Source organism: Enterobacter sp. KB-280D8 (assembly GCF_041399405.1).
Classification (GTDB): domain Bacteria; phylum Pseudomonadota; class Gammaproteobacteria; order Enterobacterales; family Enterobacteriaceae; genus Enterobacter; species Enterobacter cloacae_N.
Window position 1 is genome coordinate 1 of sequence record NZ_JBGKEC010000023.1, and the last position, 3,960, is coordinate 3,960.

The window sequence follows — 3,960 nt, forward strand, 5'->3', positions numbered from 1 at the left end:
ACTCTTACTGGTGATGTGGATCCCGCCGTGCCACATGTTATTCGTTCCGGCCAGCCAGGAGCCGTGTGGCTCCTGAAAGAGCGGCTGCATCATTTCATCCAGGGTGGCGTATTGTTCACCATTCGCTTTTCGGGCAGGAAAACAGATTTTCATTCCGGTTATCCTTAACGTGAAATAGAGATCACCCTATTGGATCGGGATACGCTCATGTTCAACCTACCCCATTACCACATTGGGCTATGAGCTGATAAGCGTGCAGCCGCAGCCACACTTGTGGCAGTGGAACGCCACAGGAATACCGCGCTCGCGGTGATTTGGGTTACCTTCGACGATAGTAGTATCACCATGCTCAGGTCAGGAAACACGATCACCTTTACGGGCCACGCCAATATCACCAAAAAGCATGGTCGTTGAGCAGGACAACACTGCACCACCAAGAGTGGTTTTGTCGCCAAGTCGGATTATTCCTTGCATACCAGCCTCCATTAAATCATTTAATCACACGCATGTTTTTCCAACCATCAGGATTCCAGACAAAAAGCTCACTATGTGCTAATACTTTTCCCGATGAGGATTTTTTTAATAAAAACTGTGGAGAGGAAGTGTCGCACTCTACATCAGGATTATCTTTATCAGACCAGCTTAGCGCTAGTTGGTTACCATTTCTGGATACAGTATATTTTCCATCGCAAGTGAAAGGCACATGCCATGATGAAATTTTGACGACTGCATGACTGTCATCCTTGACATAAATATTCCAGGTAATACTCACCTTAGCCCCATCAATAAGTTCTTCACCTTCCTGCGTAAAAGAATATTTTCCCGCCGAGATTTGAACAGAGGGTTCAGCAAAGGTGAACTGGCTAAAAAATACTATAACAATTCCGCAATAGATGATTTTTTTCATTCGTACACCTCAGATGAACAAGTTGCTTCGACATCATACCCCAAAGAATAATAAAGATGAACGCTGCCGAATTTAGAATATACGTGAACACCATCTGAACTAGTACAATAAGAAACAATATCATCAACACCGTGCACATGAATTTTAAACTTATTATCTTTATAAAAATCAATATCAGGAAGATTTTATTTTTTAAGGTAGATGAAAGCCACATCAACTCCAGATTGATAATGTGCACTTACAGGCTTTTTATAATCAAAGCTAAAGACCGTCTTGCCTCCAGAAACATCTTCAACATTACTACTCTCCTCGCCCTTCAAAAAGTCACTACCATTATACGAAGTACACTTTTTTTTCCATTGAACTGCAAATCAAAACATTATCATTCGACAAATCATCATTTGTGGTTGAAATTTTAATTCCAGCCTCATCAAACTTAGCGACGCCAACAGGTACCAATACAGATTGTGAAGCAGCATGGGAGTACGCAGTTAAAAGTAAACCAAGATAAACTAATTTAAAGTACTTAAACATATTTCGCCAACTTTAGTGCCAGACATCGAATCAGTGAGAAAGATAAGACAGTAAGTTATGAGCTTCGAATAAAAAAGCAACCTGACACTTTTAAACTGAGGCGAATGAATATGCACTCCTTACATTAAATACAAAGCCAGCCCATCGATTTACAAATATTCAATACTGAGATTCAGTCGAGATTAACAAATTGGTCCCAGTCGATTCCTCATTGAAGATGTAATGAATTGATTCATTATCCATCTCGAGGGAAATTTTTAGCTTACCTTTACCTTGCCACTGATAGTCAACATTCCCTGAGTCAACTTTATCTTTTTCATTTGTGGTTGGTAACTTTGGATTCAAATACTCACCTGTACTGCTAAGTTCCTTTAATTTATTATATGCAGCACTCAAACCCATTCCAGGGAATGTGCATTCAGTGTTAGTTGCCCCATCAAACTCTTTATTTGGATCTTCATCTCGACAATAACTGGATAAATCCATTTTTCTTACTTTACTGCTACCTCTAACTTCATCCTCATTTACATGCTTAAAAAATAAAATATAATTTTGGTCGGAAACAGTCAAATAATCGTTAACTCTTAGTATTTCTGCATATGGTGCCGGGCATTCTTTACCAGGATACAAAGACATCAGAAGATCAATATCATCAGAAAGTGGTACGTTGCTCTCCTCGTAGACTTTCTTATACATATCAGCTGTTTTTTGCGACAAATAATATGAAAGCGGTGTTTTTTTTAGTGACACAAAATCAGTTGAGCATACATTGTTATTTTCTAAAAAATCGTTTTTTATCGTTAGTTTTTTATCTTTGGTTGTTATAATGACCTTTTTAAAAGATTCATCAATGTGAGCTATCACGTTCGAATCATGTTTACCAAACACATCAACATTAGATACTTTATCGTATACCCATGTAGAAGCATTAAAATCGACTTCAGAGCAAACCAAAGTGGAAAATAATGATAAAACAACAAAAATAAATGTCACATATTTTTTTTGCATTTTAAACCCTCATAACAACTCAGTGAGAAGAGTCATAAACTCCAGTTAAAAACAACGAACGCTCTTTCTGTCGACGATTAACAAGTCCGGAAACGCCACCATTAGTTATATCTAAAAACTCATTGGCGGCTCCTGCATAATCAGCCTGGTTGAGCTTTGATGTAAGCATTGGGGCCTTACTCATGCTCCCCATATTAAACAACAGACTAATCAAAGCATCAAACTCATACTGATACATATTACAGTTAACAGTTCGCTTCAACTCACCAACATATAAAGGAACTCTAGCTTCAAATAACTTATCTGCCTTTGCAGTTGTAATTCCATTTTTAAACTCATCAGGTAAGTTTAAATTTTCACACTTGTCCCTGGCTATTAAATGTCCATAACCTATAGTGCAAAAACCTTCAGATTCATTATACGCAGTAGAACTGAAACTCTCCCAGCCTTTGATGAAGGATTTTCCTTGATCTGATAAATTTAACGAGCTAATTGGCAACCGATTGTCAGACGAAGGCTGTCCATCATCGAACGTGTTCCGGTATCCTTCACGTAATATATCCAATGGGTCGCGCAAATCACTCCGGCGTTTAAATGGTAACGTTGGAGTATTGTTTGGTGGAGGGGTGCTACCATTCCCAGGATAGTATTCAAAATGAAGCATGTAAACTGTTTGTCCGGTGATAATACTGGGATGCTGACCCGTCGCTGGGTTAATCATCAATCCCGTCTTTGCTAAAATAGCCCCTTGTTTTACATGCTGACCATTACTAACCATAATACTTGCATGGTCAACCTCGCCATATCTGATATAAAAATGGCGCCCATCAGAAGTTGTGTGCTCTATGGTAATCTGCCATGTACCATAGTAGTAGTGAGAAATATTTCGTACTATACCATCACTTACCGCAACAATTTCAGTTAAGGGTTCGGAGTACAAATCTCTGGCTGCATGCTTTCTTCCCCCACCAGATCTATTACGCCCAAAAATAGCCTGGGACGCATTGGAATCTGATAAAGATGCGGCCCAATAATATCGTTTCCAAACCCCATCAATGTCATTTTTAGGTTTCACTTTGAATGGGAATATGATCTCTTTATTCTCTACCTGAGATATTGCATTTAGAAAAACAATTGGGTGCATGTGCCAGACAGGCGCACCGCTGCTGAATCCCTCCACCTGACTCATCCATTCCATGTCATCAAACCACTTTTTGACATAGCTGATGCACAGCGGATCCATCTGCTTTAAAAATGTTCTCCAGCGATGGTGGCTGCTGCCGCCGAACCATTCGCTGTCGTGTCTGACCACCATCCGCGCCGCGATATCCCTGACATCCAGCTCCGCGTAATTCACCGCGAGACGCAGTTCTGCACCGGAAAGGTCACCACTGTTGTCACTGTCCATTTTTTGCAGCAGGGCTTTGTAGTAGTCAGAGACCTGTTTTTCCCGGATACCGCGTTCAGGGCGTACCCACTCCGCAATTCTGGTGAACCCGTCCTTGATCCAT

Annotated in this window: 3 protein-coding genes and 1 pseudogene; all 4 read right to left on the reverse strand. The window is 40.3% G+C overall.

Annotated features, from left to right (window positions below; genetic code table 11):
* Positions 1–237: 237 nt before the first annotated feature.
* Positions 238–474: pseudogene (locus tag AB8818_RS22820) on the reverse strand (PAAR domain-containing protein).
* 16 nt (positions 475–490) lie between these two features.
* On the reverse strand, positions 491–907 hold the full coding sequence (locus AB8818_RS22825) for a hypothetical protein (RefSeq protein WP_316387128.1): 417 nt from the start codon (positions 905–907) through the stop codon (positions 491–493).
* 693 nt (positions 908–1,600) lie between these two features.
* A complete protein-coding gene (locus AB8818_RS22830; RefSeq protein WP_316387127.1) occupies positions 1,601–2,449 on the reverse strand; it encodes a hypothetical protein in 849 nt (282 codons plus the stop codon).
* A 19-nt stretch (positions 2,450–2,468) separates the two neighbouring features.
* Positions 2,469–3,960, reverse strand: a 1,492-nt coding sequence (locus tag AB8818_RS22835) for a glycoside hydrolase family protein (RefSeq protein ID WP_371200034.1), incomplete at its 5' end; no start/stop codon positions are given.